The 16,361-nt window shown below is 64.0% G+C and carries 15 protein-coding genes; 6 read left to right on the top strand and 9 right to left on the bottom strand.

Annotated elements, in window-relative coordinates:
- Positions 1-9: 9 nt before the first annotated feature.
- The 9 genes from RCH14_RS08470 to RCH14_RS08430 are packed head-to-tail and all read right to left on the bottom strand — an operon-like array spanning position 10 to position 11,166.
- Positions 10-1,194: a TIGR03088 family PEP-CTERM/XrtA system glycosyltransferase gene (locus tag RCH14_RS08470; protein ID WP_343025698.1), complete on the bottom strand. Its 1,185-nt coding sequence runs from the start codon at positions 1,192-1,194 to the stop codon at positions 10-12.
- 17 nt (positions 1,195-1,211) lie between these two features.
- Positions 1,212-2,786, bottom strand: coding sequence for an exosortase A (xrtA, locus tag RCH14_RS08465; RefSeq protein WP_343025697.1), 1,575 nt, complete (start codon positions 2,784-2,786; stop codon positions 1,212-1,214).
- On the bottom strand, positions 2,777-3,979 hold the full coding sequence (locus tag RCH14_RS08460) for a TIGR03087 family PEP-CTERM/XrtA system glycosyltransferase (RefSeq protein WP_343025696.1): 1,203 nt from the start codon (positions 3,977-3,979) through the stop codon (positions 2,777-2,779). Before RCH14_RS08460 ends, xrtA begins: the two co-directional genes overlap by 10 nt.
- Before the next feature lie 4 nt (positions 3,980-3,983).
- Positions 3,984-5,084: a FemAB family XrtA/PEP-CTERM system-associated protein gene (locus RCH14_RS08455; protein ID WP_343025695.1), complete on the bottom strand. Its 1,101-nt coding sequence runs from the start codon at positions 5,082-5,084 to the stop codon at positions 3,984-3,986.
- The gene (locus RCH14_RS08450; RefSeq protein WP_343025694.1) at positions 5,081-5,965 is read right to left on the bottom strand and encodes an XrtA system polysaccharide deacetylase; all 885 of its coding nucleotides are present in this window, start codon (positions 5,963-5,965) and stop codon (positions 5,081-5,083) included. The genes RCH14_RS08455 and RCH14_RS08450 overlap by 4 nt, the downstream gene beginning before the upstream one ends.
- Positions 5,966-5,971: 6 nt before the next feature.
- A complete protein-coding gene (locus tag RCH14_RS08445; protein ID WP_343025693.1) occupies positions 5,972-7,015 on the bottom strand; it encodes an XrtA/PEP-CTERM system-associated ATPase in 1,044 nt (347 codons plus the stop codon).
- A gap of 17 nt (positions 7,016-7,032) precedes the next feature.
- The gene (locus RCH14_RS08440; protein WP_343025692.1) at positions 7,033-8,643 is read right to left on the bottom strand and encodes a TIGR03016 family PEP-CTERM system-associated outer membrane protein; all 1,611 of its coding nucleotides are present in this window, start codon (positions 8,641-8,643) and stop codon (positions 7,033-7,035) included.
- Positions 8,636-9,604 (bottom strand): XrtA-associated tyrosine autokinase, encoded by a 969-nt coding sequence (locus tag RCH14_RS08435; RefSeq protein ID WP_343025691.1) that lies wholly within the window; start codon positions 9,602-9,604, stop codon positions 8,636-8,638. Before RCH14_RS08435 ends, RCH14_RS08440 begins: the two co-directional genes overlap by 8 nt.
- 26 nt (positions 9,605-9,630) lie before the next feature.
- Entirely contained in the window at positions 9,631-11,166 is a 1,536-nt protein-coding gene (locus RCH14_RS08430; RefSeq protein WP_343025690.1) for an XrtA system polysaccharide chain length determinant, read from the bottom strand.
- Between the two features lie 395 nt (positions 11,167-11,561).
- Between RCH14_RS08430 and RCH14_RS08425 the strand changes: the two genes are divergently transcribed.
- The 6 genes from RCH14_RS08425 (at position 11,562) to RCH14_RS08400 (ending at position 16,210) form a co-directional block, all read left to right on the top strand.
- Positions 11,562-12,344: a serine protease gene (locus RCH14_RS08425; protein WP_343025689.1), complete on the top strand. Its 783-nt coding sequence runs from the start codon at positions 11,562-11,564 to the stop codon at positions 12,342-12,344.
- A 193-nt stretch (positions 12,345-12,537) separates the two neighbouring features.
- Complete coding sequence (locus RCH14_RS08420) at positions 12,538-13,158, top strand: XrtA/PEP-CTERM system exopolysaccharide export protein (protein ID WP_407070064.1); 621 nt, start codon at positions 12,538-12,540, stop codon at positions 13,156-13,158.
- Between the two features lie 233 nt (positions 13,159-13,391).
- Positions 13,392-13,925 (top strand): hypothetical protein, encoded by a 534-nt coding sequence (locus RCH14_RS08415; RefSeq protein WP_343025687.1) that lies wholly within the window; start codon positions 13,392-13,394, stop codon positions 13,923-13,925.
- Positions 13,903-14,208 carry an HPr-rel-A system PqqD family peptide chaperone gene (locus tag RCH14_RS08410; RefSeq protein ID WP_343025686.1) on the top strand — a complete coding sequence of 102 codons (306 nt, stop codon included), beginning with the start codon at positions 13,903-13,905 and terminating at the stop codon, positions 14,206-14,208. The genes RCH14_RS08415 and RCH14_RS08410 overlap by 23 nt, the downstream gene beginning before the upstream one ends.
- Positions 14,196-15,113, top strand: coding sequence for an HprK-related kinase A (locus RCH14_RS08405; RefSeq protein ID WP_343025685.1), 918 nt, complete (start codon positions 14,196-14,198; stop codon positions 15,111-15,113). The genes RCH14_RS08410 and RCH14_RS08405 overlap by 13 nt, the downstream gene beginning before the upstream one ends.
- Positions 15,110-16,210, top strand: a complete 1,101-nt coding sequence (locus RCH14_RS08400) for a nucleotidyltransferase family protein (RefSeq protein ID WP_343025684.1) — start codon at positions 15,110-15,112, stop codon at positions 16,208-16,210. The genes RCH14_RS08405 and RCH14_RS08400 overlap by 4 nt, the downstream gene beginning before the upstream one ends.
- The last annotated feature ends 151 nt before the right edge of the window (positions 16,211-16,361 follow it).

Below are 16,361 nucleotides of genomic sequence, written 5' to 3'. Positions count from 1 at the left end.
CCGCTGAAGTTAAGAGTTGACGATGGGGCGCAGCCGCGCCGGCGCCTTGCGCGCACACAGGCCGTCGTACAGCGCGGTGTACGCGCCGAGCATGGCGGCCATGCTGTACTTGTCTTCGATGCGCGCGCGCGCGGCCGCGCCGTGGCGTGCCCGCAGTGCCGGGTCCTGGACGTAGCGCGCGAGCGCAGCGGCCAGCGCGTCGACCTCCACCGGCACCAAGATACCATGCACGTCATCGACGACGACTTCGGGGATGCCGCCCACGCGCGAGCACACCGACGGCAAGCCGCAGGCCATCGCTTCGAGCAGCGACACGGGCGTGCCTTCGGCCAGCGAGGGCAGGGCGAAGATGGTGAAACCGTGCAGCAGGTCGGCCACGTCGGCGCGTGCGCCGGGCAGCCATACGACGTCCTGCAGGCCGGCGTGCGCGACCTGCGCCTGGATCTTGGCGAACAACGGGCCGTCGCCGACGATCGACAGGCGCAGCCGGTCGCGCAGCGCCGGCAGGCGCTCGCGCAGCAGCGCGAAGGCAGCCACCAGGCTGGCGTGGTTCTTGACGTCCTGCACCCGTGCCACCGCTCCGATGACGATATCGTCGGCCTTCCACGGCGCAGCGGTCACCGCTTGCGCGCGCGGTGCGTAGCGCGCGGTATCGACGCCGTTCTTGATCAGGTGGTTCTTGGCTGCAGGGATGCCGACGACCTCGCTGAACCAGCGCTGCAGATCGTCCGACACCGGTACATAGCGGTCGATGAACGGCGCGAGATGGCGCCGCAACAAGTTGTGCTTGGGGTTCAGGCCATGCGGGTCGGACGCATCGCGGCCATGCTCGGCGTGGACGCGCACCGGCACGCCGGCGGCGGCCGCAGTAAAGCAGTACTCCATCGCCGACAGGTTGTAGGTGTGCAGGATCGTCGGCCGCAGGCGCCGCATCAGCTTCCAGAAGTCGACGTGCACGCGCAACCCGTTCCCGGGCGGCTTGTTCAGCGCGTACAACTCGACGCCCGGTTGCGTGATCTTGTCCGCGAACGCGCTGTAGCGCGTCAGGCAGACCACTGCATGCCGGTATTTGTCGGCCGGCATGCGGTTGATGCAGTCGACCAGCAGCGTTTCCAGCCCGCCGACATCCAGCGAATACACCAGGTGAATAACGAGGGGCCGCTGGGCGCTGAATACCGCCAGATCACTGTGCATGGTCCGTGCGTTCCCGTTCAATGCGTGCGCGCGTGCTCGATCGCACGCTCGATCGCCTGGCCCTGCACCTTCATGAAGGCGCGCAGTGCGGCGCGCGCCGCTTCGGGGTCGTCACCCACCGGCGCCGACAGCAGCACGACAGCGCCATCGTCGCCGCGGAAGCGCAGCTTGGCCTGGGCCTGCAGCAGCTTGCCGACGTAGTTGTTCGAGGTCAGGTGGCCGTCGATCGACATCCATTGCCACACCAGGAACGCGCCGCCCGGACCGGTCATCCGCGTTTCGCGCAGCGTGACCGGCTTGCCGTCGATCGTTTCGCTGCGCGCCGAGCCACCCAGCGCATGCCAGGCGTCGTCGGAGGCGGCCAGCATATTGATGGAGCTGATCAACGCCTTGCCGTTGCGCTGGTTACGGTAGTAGATGATGTCGAGCGAGACCGGCGCCGTGGCTTCAGGATTGCGGAAGGTGGCGCGGTAGGTTGCATCGGGGGCAACCCAGCGCGGGGTCCAGCCAGTAAATGGCGCCACCTGCGGCCAGCCGACCGCCACGTTCGTCAGCGCTACCTGCTGCGGATTGAGATTGGCTGCATCGTTGTACCGGGCAAAGCCCGGCCACAGCGCGGCCAGTGCCACCACGGCGGCGCACATCGCCGCCATGCGGGCCGTGCTGACCGGCGACACGCCATCGCGGCGGGTACGCGCCGCCACCGGCAATTCGGCAGCCGGCAGCGGATCGTCGTCGCGCCAGAAGCTGCCGATCCAGAACATCAGCAGCATCACCAGGCCGAAGAACACCCAGCCATAGATCAGGTGGTCGACGCCGGTGGCCAGTTCCATGCCCGACAGGTGGCCGATCATCACGATCATGTAGGCGCGCAAACCGTTGGCGATGATCGGCACGACGATCGACACCGCCACGAACAGCACACGCTTTTTGGTCGACTGGTAGGTCAGGTAGGCGTACAGGCAGCCCAGCGTGACCGACGAAATCAGGTAGCGCACGCCGCTGCAGGCTTCCACCACCGACCACGAGCCGGTTGGCAGCTCGAAACGGGTGCCGTTGCGCAGCACCGGGATGCCGGTGGCCTGCACGGCCCAGACGGTGAAATCGGCGGTCAGGTTGATCAGCGGGGCGACGAACACTTCACCAAACGGCACCGCCAGCAGCAGAAACAGGAGCGGAAACGCGAGCGCCCCGGCCAGGCGCGGGCCGAGCATGGCCAGCGCCACGATCGGGAACATGGCGACAAACGCGTACTGCATGACGACTTGTACTTCGCCCATGCGCGCCAGCAGCCAGCCGGCTCCCAGCAGCGCCAGCAGGAGCAGCGCGGGCGCCCATGGGCGCGCGGGAATCGCGTCGAACACGTCGCGCCGGCGCCAGATCAGCCACAGGCTGATTGGCAGGATGGCGTAGCCGTGGGCGAAGGTCTCGGAGCTGTTCCAGATCGCGACCAGCGATTCGGCGGTGCCCAGGTACAGGAAGAAGGGCGCGAGCAGCGCCAGCGCAATCAGCATGGCGCTCGAGCGCGCCAGTGGCGTGGGAGCGGCGTCCAGGTTGGCGCCGGCAATGCCGGATGGGGGTGTCACGTGCATTCCAGTCGCTCCTCGATGCAGGCCAGGTTGCTTGGCCAACTATAGTGCTGTTCGACCCGCGCGCGTGCCGCGCGGCCCATGCTGATGTTCTGTTCGCGCTGGCGCGCCAGCAGCGCGCCCACGGTCTCGATCCAGGCCGGCGCGCCATCGGCCACCGCCAGCTCGCTGCCAGGCGCCGCATCGATGCCTTCAAGCGCCTGCGGCGAGACCACCGTCGGCGTGGCCATGGCCATCGCTTCCAGTACCTTGTTCTGGATGCCGCGCGCGATGCGCAGCGGCGCCACCGCCACGCAGCCGTGGCGAATATACGGGCGCACGTCGGGCACGGTGCCCGTCACGCTCACGCCCGGCAAGGCGCCGAGCGCCTGGACCTGGGCATTCGGGCGCGAGCCGACAATGTAGAAGGCCAGCGCCGGATCCTGCGCGCGCAGGGCAGGGAAGACCTCGTCGCAGAACCACTGCACCGCGTCGACATTCGGCCAGTAATCCATCGCGCCAGTAAACACCAGGGCGCGTTCGCCCGCAGCATACGGGCTGGCAAACGCGTGCCCGGGCGAGAAGTACTCGGTATCGACGCCGTTGCTGAAGTGGCCGATGCGCGCGCTGCTTTCCGGCGCCAGCTTGCGGAACAGGTCAGCTTCGGGTGCGGAGACGAACAGCGATGCGTCGTACTGGCTGGCCACCTGGCGTTCGTAGCGCAGCAACTGGCGCGCTTCGTGCCGGTACAGCCAGCTCATGGGCGGCGATTTCTTCTCGGCGTACTGGCGCCATTTATCGGAATCGACGTCGCAAAAGTCGATCACGCGGCGCGCCCCGGCCAGCTTGTCGGCGTATTGCGCCATGGGCGACGAGAACACCATCACGCGGTCGATCTTGTGCGTGGCAACCGTCTGGTCGACCCAGCGCGCCATGCCGGCATCCTGGTAGTAGTCAAGCGACAGCGAGTGGTTCTTGACGAGCGCGCCCAGGCTGCGCACGCGGGCGCGCAGCGGGTTGAGGGGCGCGAAATGGCTGCTGGCGCACAGCGCCTCCACCGTCGGCACGTGCTGCCAGTCGTCGGCATCGTCGACGAACGTGGCCAGGTGCACGCGGTAGTCGCGCGCCAGGTGCTTGAGCAGGTGGTAGGAGCGGATCTTGTCGCCCTTGTTGGGCGGGTACGGGATGCGGTGGATCAGCAGCAGCAGGTCTTGCACGTTGTCAGCCCAGGTTGCGCACAATGTAAGGGCCCAGGAAGTTCGCCACCGGCAGCGGCAGCTTTTTCCACACCTTGATGAACAACTGGTACTTCGGGTTCAGCGGATTGTTGTCCGGCAGCGCATCGGTGGCGTACAGCTTGTATTCGTATGGCAGCGGCGTGGCAACAAAACCCCAGTTCTTCTTGAAGTCGTAGGCGCCAGTGCCCAGCTTGCTGCGGCCGAAGTCGAACAGGCGGCAACCGCGCGCTGCTGCCGCCTGCATCAGGTTCCAGTACATGAAATCGTTGCCCGCCACTTCGCGCGCCAGGTCCATGCCGCCGCCGTAGTAGGGCACGACTTCGTCGCGCCAGTAGAACGACAGCACCGAGCCGACCAGGCGCTCGTCGCTCGTGTAAATCGAGCGCACTTCGCATTCGGCGCCGAAGGTTTTTTGCAGCAGCGCGAAGTACTTCTTGGGGAACACCGGGGTACCCAGGCGCAGCACGCTGTGGGCATACGCCGTGAACATATTGTCGACGTTGTCCTCGACCACGCCTTTCAGGCCCAGCTTGATCCCCTTGCGCACCATCGCGCGCTGCTTGCGCGGGATGGCGTTGAGGTTCTCGTCATCGACGGCGCTGATCTCTTTGCGGAACGTGACGTACAGTTCCTTGGTCAGCCAGCTCGGGTCGTGCGGGTGCGCGCGCTCCATGGCGCGGTATTCGAGGTGGCCCACGCCGAGCTGGCGCGCCAGCGCATCGGCTGCGCCATCGAGCAGCACGCGCGCGCCGTCGTCGATGGCAGCCACGCCGCCGTAGACGCAAAACGGCATCGCGCCGAGCGAATGGCCGAACAGGCGGCTCTTGATCTCTGCCAGCGGCAGCACGCCCTGGATCTGACCGTCCTGCTCGACGAAGTAGAACCAGGTCTTGATGCCGAACGATTGCTCGATCACGGACTGCCAGCCGGACAGGTGGAAGAACGTCGCTTCCGGGCAGGCCCGTACGAACGCGTCCCAGCGCGCCGCGCTCTGCGGCGTCATCAAATGCAGCGTCTGCGGACCGGCGGCAGCGGCGACAGGCGCCGCGCGCCGGGCTTGCGCCGCTTCGATGATCGAATTCATGGCTTGTCCAGGAAGATGCGGTCCATGCGGTCCCACTTGAAATCACGCGCCAGCTGTTCAAGACGGCGCTCCATGCGGTCGATATTGACGTAGTGACGGAAGCGCGCCTTGGCGCCCAGGCCTTCGGGACGCGGCTGGTCGGTGTCGATTTCCCACGGGTGGAAGTAGAACAGGGCCGACTCGCCGTCTTCGCGGTTGACCTTTTCCATCATCCAGCGCGACAGCGCGTAGGGCAGCAGGCGGAAGTAGCCGCCGCCCCCGGCCGGCAGGTGGCGACCGGCCATCTTCACCGTCGTGATCGGCACTTCGAGGATGCCGTCCGGGCCGTTCGGGTAGAACGCGAAACGCGGCGCGTCGGGCATGCCGTAGTGGTCGTGCGCGATCGGGTAGATGCTCGAGCTGTACTTGTAGCCCGCTTCGTGCAGTGCGTCGAGCGCCCACAGGTTGCCGTGGCCGATCGAAAAACTCGGGGCGCGGTAGCCGACGACGGCCTGGCCGCCGATGTCTTCCAGCAGCGCCTTGGCCGAGCGGATATCGTTGTCGAATTCGGCGCGGCTCTGGTCCGAGGCGCGCAGGTGGCCGTAGCCGTGGCTGGCCAGTTCGTGGCCCGCCTCGACGATGCGGCGCACCATGGCGGGATAGCGCTCGGCGATCCAGCCCAGCGTGAAGAAGGTCGCGCGCACGCCTTCGCGCTCGTACAGCGCGAGGATGCGTTCCATATTGGCTTCGACGCGGCATTCGCGCGTCGGCCAGCTGTCGCGGTCGATATACGGGGCAAAGGCCGACACCTGGAAGTAGTCTTCCACGTCGCAGGTCATGGCATTGCGGATTTTTTCACCCGGCGCTGGACGCGGCCGGGCTGCGGGAGCGGTCATTTTCATGGCGGGTTAGTCCTGGTGGTCCGGGTGGTGGGGCGCGGCGTCGGAGGCAGTCGGTGGCGTGGCCGCGATCTTTTTCAGGATCGACAGCACTGACACGATCGATTTCTCGAGGCGCATCATGCGTTCGTCGAGCTGCTCGACGCTGGTGCGGCGCTCGCCCGGGTGCAGCTCGCTGGCGTGGCTGCTGCCGGTCGCCTGGCTGGCATGCAGATCGGCCAGGTCGCCGGTGTCAGGCGCGTCGAATTCTTCCGAGATATCGCGCACCACGTCATTGATATGCGCTTCGGTGAAGGCCTGCAGTTCTTCCAGATAGCCCATCAGCAGCACGCGGTCCATCAGCGTGTTGGTCTTGCGCGGGATGCCGCCGCTGTAGGCGTAGATCGCACCGTACGCGCCATCGTCGAACGACGGCGTGCCCTGCCAGCCGACGGTGGTCAGACGGTGCTCGACATAGGCGCGCGTCTCGGCCGCATCCATCGGACCCAGGTGGTAGCTGGCGATCACGCGCTGGCGCAGCTGCTGCATGCCGGGGCTGTGCAGCGTGGCGCGAAACTCGGGCTGGCCAAGCAGGAACGTCTGCAGCAGCGAATGTTCGTCGGTCTGGAAGTTCGACAGCATGCGCAGTTCTTCAACCGTGCGGGCGTTGAGGTTCTGGGCTTCGTCGATCACGAGCAGGGCACGCTTGCCCTGGCGGTCGACCGTGCGCAGGAACTGTTCGAGGCGGTTGAGCAGCTCGGCCTTGCTCTGGCCTTCGTACGGCAGGCCGAAGCTCGAGACCACCATGCGCAGCGTGTCTTCGGGATCGAGACTGGTGTTGACGATGTGCGCGGCCACGATCTGGTCCAGCGGCAGCTTGCCTAGCATATTGCGCACCAGCGTGGTCTTGCCGGCGCCGACTTCGCCAGTGATGACGATGAAGCCTTCGCCCTGCGACAGACCGTACTCGAGGTACGCCATGGCGCGCTTGTGGCCCTTCGAGCCATAGAAGAAATGCGGGTCAGGGCGCAGCTGGAAGGGCTTGGCCGACAGGCCGTAATAGGTTTCGTACATCGTGATTGTCGTAGCTTTTAGAACTGCATGGACAGGCTCGCCACCATGGCGTGCTCGGTATAGGTGCCGCTGGTGGAGCCGGCCTCGGTGGTGAAGCGGCCAACATTGCCGGTGCGGCGGCGCAGGTCTGCCGTGGCAAGCAGATCGCCAAAACGGCGCGATACGCCAAGGCGCAGCGTGCGCTGCAGGTCTTCAAAGCCGCCCGAACGGGAGTCGCTCTTGTTGAAGTCGTAGCCGGCGGTCAGGTTGGAACGGGAACTGAGCCGATAGGTATAACTCGCGTTGAGGCCATGCTGTCGCACGTTATCGTTCAAATTGCTTTGCCCGACGCCCAGAATCGGACTGTCGCTTTGCTGATTGGACAGCGCATTGCGGTTGCTGGCATACACCGAGACCGCCGCGTTGCTGATGCCTTTGGTGTACGCCATCGATGCGCGCAGCGATTTCTGTCGCACGAAGCGGTTGCTCAGGAAGTTGACGCTGTCGGTCAGTGACGACGGCAGGCCGTTGGCCTGGATATAGGCTGCCACGATGCGCTGGCGCTCGACCGGATCGGGGTAGGCCGTGGCAAACATGCTGTTGAGCAGCCCGGCCGTATCGAGTGTCGACGGCATCAGGAATTGCTCGCGTGACGTCGTGACCATATCGTCGTAGCTGATATTCCAGCTCGTGTGCCGGGAACGGTGCAGCGCCGACAGCGTGCCGGTGGTGCCATAGAAGTGACGTCCAAGCGTTGCCTGCACATTGGTGCGCAGCGAGGGCGACCAGGCAAAACCGAGCGACCAGTTGGCGCCCTGGTCACCACCGCCCATGCCTTCGTAGCGGTAGCGGTCGTAGCCAGCATTGGCCAGCAGCGACCAGCGCTGGTTCAGCACGTAACGCAGGTTGGCGGCCAGGTTCTCGTTCGACGAGTCGCCATACTGGGCGCCGCCCAGTTCCTGCTTGACGTAGGAGAGACCCCAGTTAATGGTCCGGAAGGAGGCGCCGCTGGTAAGCGTTGCCTGGATGGAGTCGCCCCCCGTGTTGTTGTAGCCGAACGCCTCGCCGCCATCGACCGCGTCGCGCGTGTAGCGCAGCAAGCCCGAGGCAAAACTGCCGAAACGGTGGGTCAGGTAGGGGCTGATGGTCCAGGTGTCGATGTCGGTACGGTTGCGGTTCGAGTACAGGTCGTTGCCCGCGCGCGGACCGAAGGCCGACAGGCTCTGCTGGCCACGTGAAGCGGTGGCTTCGACGAAGAAGAAGTCGGACAACAGCTCGCCTTTCAGGTTGCCGCTGTAGGAGCGCTGCGTGTTCGACGTGCTGTCTGCTGCGCCAATCACGCCGGGATCGGCCAGATTGCGCTTGTCGCTGTCGTGCAGGTAGGCGAACCCGTGCAGTTGGGCGGTGGCGTCGACCGTCAGGCGCCGGCTGCGGTTGGCCACCGTGATGCCGGGCGACACCTGCGTGATCAGGTCGCTGTGCGCGAACTGGTCTTCGGTGAGGTTGACGTTGTCGGTCCAGATCTCGCTGATGAGCAGAATCGGCGTGACGCGCCATTCGGCCTGCGCCGGGCATGCGGCCAGCAACATCGCTGCTGCCGCCAGTGGCGCCAGGCGCGGCGCGCAACGGCTTCTGCGCCCTTTAGCCATAGTGGTAATCATACGTTTCTTCAATGCCCGGAATATCCCTGGTCTTGTTGTATAGGAGATTGACGTTGGCCATGCCTTCGAGCTGCTGCAGCGCTTCCTTGACCGCGTGCTGGGTCGTGGTCTGGGCTTCCACCACGACAACGATCTGGCCCATGTGGCTGGCCAGGACCCGTGATTCGCTGGTCAGCATCAGCGGCGGCGAATCGAAGATGATCACGCGGTCGGGATAGCGGTTGGCCAGTTCGTGCACCATTGCCGTCATCGTCGAGCTGGCCAGCAGCTCGGTCGCGCGCGGCGTGCTGGTACCAGCCGGCAAGATCGACAGCGTGTCGACGTTGGTGCGCAGCATGACATCGGCCAGGTCGAGCGTGTCGTCGAGCAGGATGTCCATCAGGCCGCGCTGGGCCGGCAGGCCGAGCGTGCGCAGCACCGAAGGGCGCGCCACGTCGGCATCGACCAGCAGCACCGTGTGATCGAGTTCCATCGCGATGCTCATCGCCAGATTGATGGCGCTGTAGGTCTTGCCTTCGCCCGGAAGCGAGCTCGTGACCATGATCAGGTTACCCGGATTGTCTTTCGGGCCGCGTTCGGTAAAGGCGCGCTTGAGCAGTGGACGCTTGATGATCCGGAATTCTTCCAGCAGGTTCGTGCGTCCGCCGGCCGCGGTGACCATACCCAGTTCGCGCATGCGCGCCAGGTCCAGTTCGATGCGGCGGGTGCTGTGGCGGCCCGAGGGCGGGGCAACTGCCGGCGCGACGGCTGGGGTAACTGCCGGGGCAACGCTCGAGGCATCCGCCGGCGCGGCCGGGGTGGCGGCCTGCTCCTGTGGGCGCCTCGGGACGTAGCCGGCATCAGGGGTGATGGGCTCTTGCGGATCCGCCACGATCACGGCGGCGGGGGTGGCAGCAGCGTTCTGGCGCTGCTGGTCGATGCGGCTGGCCGCTTTTTCGATAATGCTCACATTTGCTCCTTGGTGGCCAACCGGCCTTACATCGTCGGGCGGATCATGATGGCGGCGACGCCGGCGCCGTACAGGCCGAACAGCAGCAGCACGGACGCGGCGAGGGCGAACAGGCGGCGCTTGCGCAGCACCGTCTGTTCGGCGGTCCAGTTCATGCTGACCGAGCCCAGAATCGGCAGACCCGTGACTTCACGCAGGGTGGCCTGGCTGAGGAAGGTCGGACGCAGTTGGCTCAGCAGGAACGCACCGGCCAGGCCTGCGGCCAAGGCCGCGACGAAGACCAGCGAGAACAGCTGCATGCGGTTCGGGCCGCTTGGCGTGGCCGGCGCGGTCGGTGGATCGATGACGCGGAAGGTCAGCATGTCGGTGGCCGACGACAGGTCGCCCGACAGCTTGGCCGACTCGCGGCTGGCCACCAGCTTCTGGTAGTTTTCGCGATTGACTTCGTAGTCGCGGTTCAGGCGCGCCAGCTGGGCTTCGATCTCGGGCACTTGCTCGCCCTGGCCACGCAGGCGACCGACGCGGCCGCTGTATTCGGCAACCCGCGCCTGCAGCGAGGCGACGCGCGCCTCGGCATCGGACAGTTGCACGGTCAGTTGCTGCAGCATCGGGCTGTAGCTGGCGCCCGGGTCCATGCTCGGCTTGGTGTTCTTGGCTGCTTCGGCGCGGCGCTCGCGCAGCTGCTCGAGCAGGCGGCGGTTGGCGACGATGTCGGGGTGCTGTTCAGTATACTGGGTGCGCAGCGTATCGAGCGTCTTGTTGACGGTGGCGATGCGTTCATCCAGCTCGGGATCGACGAAGATCGGCGTCGGGCGCGAACCGCTGCCGGCGCTGCTGCCACCGGAAATCTGACGGCGGATCGCGTTGCGCGCCTGCTCGGCCTCGGCCAGCTCCAGGCGTGCCTGGCTCAGACCTTCGCTGGTGGCGACCATCCGCGTGCCGTAGTCGGCGCCTTCGCTTGGCAACATGCCGATGTGACGGATCTTGAATTCCTTCAGGCTGTTCTCGGCGGCGGCCAGGCGCTCTTCATAGCTGCGGATCTGGTCGTCGATGAACTGCACCGCTTTTTCGGAATCCTGCTTCTTGTTGCCGAAGCTGCCTTCGACGAAGATGGTCAGGAAGGCCTGGACCACGTCCTTGCCTTCACGCGCGCTGGTGCCGGTGTAGCTGATGGTATAGATGTCATCGCGCTCGGTACCGCCGATCTTGATGTTGGCCATCATGTCGTCGACCAGCTTGCTCATCTGCTTGGCGTCAGTCGCCTTGACGTCGAGATCGACCTCGCGCACGACGCGCTCCACATTGGGGCGGCTGATCAGGGTGCGGCGCATGAACAGGACCTGCTGCTCCAGGTTCGGCAGCATGGTCATGCCCGACAGCAGTGGCTTGAGAATGCTCTGGGTATCGACATACACGCGCGCCGACGCTTCATACTGGTTGGGCAGCTTGTAGACGACCAGCCAGCCGGCCAGCGCCACCACCCAGGCAATGATGACCGCATGCCAGCGGTACTTGCCAATGGCTTTGAGGAGGTTAAGAATCTGGGAAGTAATTTCAGCCATCGTATCAGTCTCGCCGGTCAGGTCCCGGTTTGCAAAAAACCAGGTTCACAAATAAACAAAGTGCATGATCGCTTGTACCCTGAGCAATTGCAATTGCAGGATAGAAAATCCAGCAATTCTGGGTAAACGATACCGTCTGTTTGCAACACAAGGCGCAAACAGCCAAAGAAAAATCTTAAGTGAATTTCATTACAGGATGCTTAACTGTTGCATTATCGCAAACATTTAGCGAAACCGCTTGTTGTATTTTTTGGAATTATTGCGCTACGGCAGAGGGCGTGGCGGGGTTCAAAAAATGTTGCTGAAATTCAAAGGTCCTTATTGTAATGGCTAAAATCCGAAAGGGCCCGTACGATTGCTCCCATTGTGCAACTACAACCCAATGAGATCGTTTGATGACGCGTAGACTGTTTGGAAAGAAGCTCGCTGCCGTTACTGTGGCGGCGCTGGCAGGGGCCGGATTGGCGATCGCGCCCGTGGTGGCAGCCACATTGCCGCAGACGGTGGCGGGGGTCAAACCATCGATCGTCGGCATCGGCACCCAGATGCAGACACGCAGCCCGGCCATCGTGTTCAGCGGCACCGGCTTTGTCGTTGGCGACGGCCTGAGCATCATCACCAACGCGCACGTGGTGCCCAACGAGCTCGACGGCGCCAAGCTGGAAAAGCTGGGCATCGTGGTGCCGGATGGCGCCGGCGTGCGTTTCCGTGCGGCGCAACTGGTCGGGCTCGACCGCCAGCATGATCTGGCCCACCTGCGCATCGAGGGCACGCCGCTGCCGGCGCTGCGTCTGGGGAACGCGGGCATGGCAGCCGAGGGGCAGGCCCTGGCGTTCACCGGTTTCCCGCTCGGGATGGTGCTGGGCCTGTATCCGGCCACGCACCGCGCGCTGCTGGCGGCGATCACGCCGGTAATGCAGCCGTCGCCCAATGCGCGCCGGCTCGATGCGCGCGCCGTGGTTCAATTACAACGCTCGCCGTTCAGCATCTATCAGCTCGACGGTACTGCCTATCCCGGCAACAGCGGCAGCCCGCTGTACGATCCCGAGACCGGGCAGGTACTGGGGGTCATCAATATGGTGTTCGTGAAGGGGTTGAAAGAGACCGCCATCACGGCGCCAAGCGGCATCACGTACGCGATTCCGGTACGCCATGTACAAGAATTGCTGGAGCGCTAGAGTGTCGCCGTCATGCGCCTGACATGCTGCCGTGTTGAACTTGCAACAAGAAAGTATTTCAATTGTGCATGGCTTGTTCCCGCCGCGGTCTGCGCTACAATAGCGCAGGCCATGATGGCGAAATAACAATTATTGATTCGTACGGTAAACCATGCAGGCAGGTGGGTTACGGTGCGTGCAAGGGATGAACGCGATGATGACGAAACTGACGAAACACCTGGTCGCCGCTGGCGCCGCTGCCTGCATGCTGATTCTGGCTGGCTGCGCGACGCCACTGCCGCCGAGCACCGCCGCCATGGCACCGATCAATCCCGATTACCTGATTGGCCCTGGCGACAGCGTCAACATCATCGTCTGGCGCAATCCTGAGGTGTCGATGACGGTGCCGGTGCGTCCGGACGGCAAGATCACGACCCCGCTGGTCGAAGATCTGCCGGCAGCCGGCAAGACCTCGACCCAGCTGGCGCGCGATATCGAAGGTGCACTGGCCAAGTTCATTCAGCAACCGGTCGTGACCGTGATCGTGACCAACTTCATTGGCAACTTCACCGACCAGATCCGCGTCATCGGCCAGGCGGCGCGTCCGCAGGCGTTGCCATATCGCCGCGAAATGTCGGTGATGGATGTCGTCATTGCCGTTGGTGGCGTGACCGAATTTGCATCGGGTAACAAGGCCAGCATCATTCGCACGGTCGACGGCAAGCAAGAGAAAGTGCCGGTCCGCCTCGACGACCTGATCAAGGACGGCGATATCTCCGTCAACATCATGATGCGTCCGGGCGACATCCTGGTCATCCCTGAGAGCTTCTTCTAAAAGCCTGTCGAAAATTCTTACATTGCCGCGGATTAGCCTTCGCAATGCGGTGTAAAATCGGGCTTGACAAGGGTCTAAGTAGTTGTTTTAAGTAAGAATATTCCTACAGGAATTTTCGAGGGCATGAAACTTGCTCTACTGTCTGTGTGCGTAAATGAAATCAAGGACTAGCCGTGGCTAACGATCAGCAACAAAGCGGTAACGAGCCGCAACACCCTTCCATCCCTCCGGCAATGCCTCAGCATGGTGCCACGCGCCGGCGCCTGGCCAAAGCCGGCCTGGGCGCGGCGGGTGTGCTGATGACGCTCGAAAGCCATGCGACGCTGCAGAAAACCGGTTTCGTCTGCGAGTCGGCATCGGCCTTTCATTCGGCTGGCCTGAACAGCAACGTCGCCACCGAGCAGCGTTGCAATCCGCTGTCGCCGTCGAACTGGTGCCATGTCCAGCGCAGCTGGCCATGCAACAAGACCAAGCGGTTCTCGGAGGTGTTCAGCTGCCGTGAAAAGCGCTTCGAAAAAACCTATTACGCCTCGTCCATGGCCCAGGTCATGACCTCGACGTTTGATGCTCAGTATGCCTACATCGGCAAGCACCTGTGCACGGCATACCTGAACGTCATTTCGCGCCGTATCGATTTCCTCGATGTGCTGACGTTGCAACGCATGTGGAACGAGCTCAAGAACACCGGCATGTACAAGGTCAATGCCAGTGTTTCCTGGAATATCCATCAGGTCCGGAGATATCTTGTCGCTGTCCACGGCGAGTGAGCATGCCGGAGCCTGGCGTCGTCCGGGCCCTGCAGTTCTGCTTTACCGTCAGTGGCAAGACGAGGTCGTCCTGTTCAACGAAGTGTCAGGTGCGACCCACCTGCTGACCCCCGAGGCGCTGGTCGTGCTGCAACACATGGGCGCGGCGCCCACGCCTGAATCTTCCCTTGCGGCAATTTTGCGCGAACGTTTCGAGGTCGATGATGCGACCCTGGCCCATGATGTGGCCGATCTTCTTGAACAACTTTCCTGCCTGAATCTGATCGAACCATGTCTCTTGTAGCCGATCTGGGCCGTGCCGAACTGGTGCGGCGCCTGGGCGGCTCTGGTCTGTTGCTGCGCACCGGACCGTTTGTCAGCCGAATCCAATCGAATATTCCCCTGGTCGCCGATGGCATCGGGTTGATGTATCGCGACAACCTGATCGAGGAGCCAGGTGGCTTCGCCGATTTCCAGGTGCGCCTGCGCCAGAGCACTGGCCTGCGCCGCTGGTGGCATCCGCAGGTCCGCTTCGACCATGACGGCCGCGAGCCGTTCGCCCCGCTGCCGGTGGCGCAGGCCTGGCCGATGTTCGAATGGGTCATGAACTGGTGCGTCTCGAACCGTGCTCACCGTTATCTGATCGTGCATGCCGCCGTCATCGAGCGCAATGGCTGTGCGATCATCCTGCCGGCACCGCCCGGTTCGGGCAAGAGTACGCTGTGCGCCGCCCTGGTATGCCGCGGCTGGCGCCTGCTGTCAGACGAATTGACGCTGATCCGGCGCAGCGATGGCATGCTCGCGCCGCTGGCGCGGCCGGTCAGCCTCAAGAATGCCTCGATTGACGTGATCCGCGCATTTGCGCCTGACGCCTTGCTTGGCCCGTCGGTACCCGGCACCAACAAGGGCACGATCGCGCACATGAAGGCGCCGGCCGGGAGTGTGGCGCAGGTCGGCGACGTTGCGCGCGCACGCCACATCGTGTTTCCCCGCTACGAGGCAGGCGCCGCGACCACGCTCACCCCGCTGTCCAAGGGGCAGTTGTTCACCAAGGTGGCAGAAAACGCCTTTAACTATTTCGTGCTTGGCCCGGCCGGCTTCAATTGTCTGGCCGATCTGGTCGACGGCGCTGACGGCCATGAATTCTGCTACAGCCAGCTGGACGAAGCGATCGCGCTGTTCGACCGCCTGGCGGGAGTGACGCCATGACGGCGCGTGCGCCATCGCTACTGGTCGAGGTGCTGTCTGCGCCAGGCCGGGTCCGGCTGCTTGACTTGCCGGGCTGGGAACGCTTGCTGCGTCAGGCCAACAGCGCCAATGTCGGCGCGATCCTGGTCTTTTTGCTTGAAGAGCATGGCCTGCTCGAGGATGTGCCGCCGCAGCCGCGCGAGCACCTGGAAGCGGCGCGCATCGTCGCACTGCGCCATCGGCGCCTGACCGGCTACGAAGTCGAGCGCATCCGCAGCGATCTGGCCGACCTGGGCCTGCCTCTGATTCTGCTCAAGGGAGCCGCCTATGCGATGGCCGGCTTGCCTTCCGGTCGTGGCCGCCTGTTTTCGGACATCGACATCCTCGTGCCAAAGGGCAGCCTGGACGACGTCGAAAGCGCGCTGATGGTGCATGGCTGGGCCAGTACCCACCACGACGCCTATGACCAGCGCTATTACCGCACCTGGATGCACGAGCTGCCGCCGATGGTGCACCTGCGCCGCGGCAATGCCATCGACGTTCACCATGCGATCCTGCCGGAAACGGCGCCGGTGCGGCCCGATCCGGCGCTGCTGCGCGCGGCAGCGCGGCCAATTGCCGGCGAGCTTGGCGCGCTGGGCGTGTGCACGTTGTCACCGCACGACATGTTCCTGCACAGCGCCGTCCACCTGTTCTTCGGCGGCGAATTCGATCAGGGCTTGCGCGACCTGTTCGACATGCATCGCCTGGCGACGCATTTTGGTACCGACCCGGGCTTCTGGGATGGCCTGGTGGCACGCGCTGTCGCGCTTGAGCTCACCCGGCCCATGTTCTATGCGCTGCGCTATGCCACCCGCACATTCGGCACGCCAGTACCGGCGTCCGTCATGACCGCTGCCGAGGCGTTTGCCCCGTCCCGGTTGGTGCTGGCGCTGATGGATGCGCTGTTTGTACGCGCCCTGGCGCCGCCGCATCCGGAATGTGCAGCGCGCTTTGACGGCGCCGCCCATTTCGCCTTGTATGTGCGCGGAAACTGGCTACGGATGCCTTTGGTGTTGCTCACGCGCCACTTGTTTCACAAGGCATTCGTATCGCCACGTGCCGCAGAGGCCGCTTGACCTGATACTCTTTGCTGTGAGGGAATTTGCGTAGCAATTCCACTAATTCACATTCAATTTGTTAATAAAATTGGTGTTGTAACCATTGTCGATGCGAAGATGACCAAATTGTCGTCCCTGCACGACGCGCCGATACTGTCAGGAGAACGTA

Source organism: Massilia sp. MP_M2 (assembly GCF_039123635.1).
Classification (GTDB): Bacteria; Pseudomonadota; Gammaproteobacteria; order Burkholderiales; family Burkholderiaceae_D; genus Telluria.
This window is presented reverse-complemented; position numbering and strand designations above follow the sequence as displayed.

Excerpts from the sequence above, each read along its gene's own strand:
- RCH14_RS08440 (WP_343025692.1), bottom strand. The coding sequence starts at position 8,643 with ATGGCTAAAGGGCGCAGAAGCCGTTGCGCGCCGCGCCTGGCGCCACTG.
- RCH14_RS08400 (WP_343025684.1), top strand. The coding sequence starts at position 15,110 with ATGACGGCGCGTGCGCCATCGCTACTGGTCGAGGTGCTGTCTGCGCCA.
- RCH14_RS08415 (WP_343025687.1), top strand. The coding sequence starts at position 13,392 with ATGCCTCAGCATGGTGCCACGCGCCGGCGCCTGGCCAAAGCCGGCCTG.
- RCH14_RS08455 (WP_343025695.1), bottom strand. The coding sequence starts at position 5,084 with ATGAATTCGATCATCGAAGCGGCGCAAGCCCGGCGCGCGGCGCCTGTC.
- RCH14_RS08405 (WP_343025685.1), top strand. The coding sequence starts at position 14,196 with ATGTCTCTTGTAGCCGATCTGGGCCGTGCCGAACTGGTGCGGCGCCTG.
- RCH14_RS08445 (WP_343025693.1), bottom strand. The coding sequence starts at position 7,015 with ATGTACGAAACCTATTACGGCCTGTCGGCCAAGCCCTTCCAGCTGCGC.
- RCH14_RS08450 (WP_343025694.1), bottom strand. The coding sequence starts at position 5,965 with ATGAAAATGACCGCTCCCGCAGCCCGGCCGCGTCCAGCGCCGGGTGAA.
- RCH14_RS08420 (WP_407070064.1), top strand. The coding sequence starts at position 12,538 with ATGATGACGAAACTGACGAAACACCTGGTCGCCGCTGGCGCCGCTGCC.
- xrtA (WP_343025697.1), bottom strand. The coding sequence starts at position 2,786 with ATGCACGTGACACCCCCATCCGGCATTGCCGGCGCCAACCTGGACGCC.
- RCH14_RS08430 (WP_343025690.1), bottom strand. The coding sequence starts at position 11,166 with ATGGCTGAAATTACTTCCCAGATTCTTAACCTCCTCAAAGCCATTGGC.
- RCH14_RS08470 (WP_343025698.1), bottom strand. The coding sequence starts at position 1,194 with ATGCACAGTGATCTGGCGGTATTCAGCGCCCAGCGGCCCCTCGTTATT.
- RCH14_RS08425 (WP_343025689.1), top strand. The coding sequence starts at position 11,562 with ATGACGCGTAGACTGTTTGGAAAGAAGCTCGCTGCCGTTACTGTGGCG.